This window comes from Photorhabdus sp. P32, assembly GCF_038085095.1.
In the GTDB taxonomy this organism is placed as follows: Bacteria; Pseudomonadota; Gammaproteobacteria; order Enterobacterales; family Enterobacteriaceae; genus Photorhabdus; species Photorhabdus luminescens.
This window is the reverse complement of sequence record NZ_JAZGJN010000055.1, coordinates 1-645: the sequence shown is the minus strand read 5'-3', so window position 1 is coordinate 645 and position 645 is coordinate 1. Positions and strand designations below refer to the sequence as shown.

Here is a 645-nt window from a genome sequence, read left to right as displayed (position 1 = left end):
GTATAAAGGATACAAGGCTCATGTTTGTTCAACACCAGAAGGTGTTGTGTTATCTTACGCGTTTACAACAGCAAACATACACGATAGCAAGATGGCTCCTGTACTACTTCAAGACATAGAAGACCAACATGTTTTGTTTTCTATAGCAGATGCCGCTTATGATAGCCAATCCATTTATAAAATTGCAGGTACGTGTGATATCTTCCCGGTAAATCCCATTAATTCACGAAATGGCGAACAAATTAAAAGTTCACACCGCCGTGTGTTATCACATTTTGTAACTACAACCTTCGGGAAACAGTTGTTGAAAGAACGTGGGAAAATTGAACAGCAATTTAGCAATCTCAAAGATAAAGGGCTGGAACAGCCACGTTGGTATGGGAAAAATCGCTATCTACTGCATATCCAGCTAGTTTTTCTGATTCATAACATTGCATATTTATTTTAGTTTTGCAACACTCTCTTATTATTTGGCATCCCATTTATAATAAATTTGTCTGTTCTCATGAATCAGGTAATTGGATATCTCATACCGATTTACATAAAGCTGTTTGGATCAGAAATTTAAAAGTAGCATTTGTTACTAAAAAATACTAAAATGTTCTAACAAAAAAAGTTAGAACCTTTTCTACATACTTTCTAGGG

At 35.2% G+C, this 645-nt stretch carries 1 protein-coding gene; it reads left to right on the top strand.

Annotation, left to right across the window (positions count from 1 at the left end):
• A partial coding sequence (locus V2H77_RS00185) for a transposase (RefSeq protein ID WP_341497196.1) occupies positions 1 to 448 on the top strand: 448 nt, incomplete at its 5' end.
• Between the last annotated feature and the right edge of the window lie 197 nt (positions 449 to 645).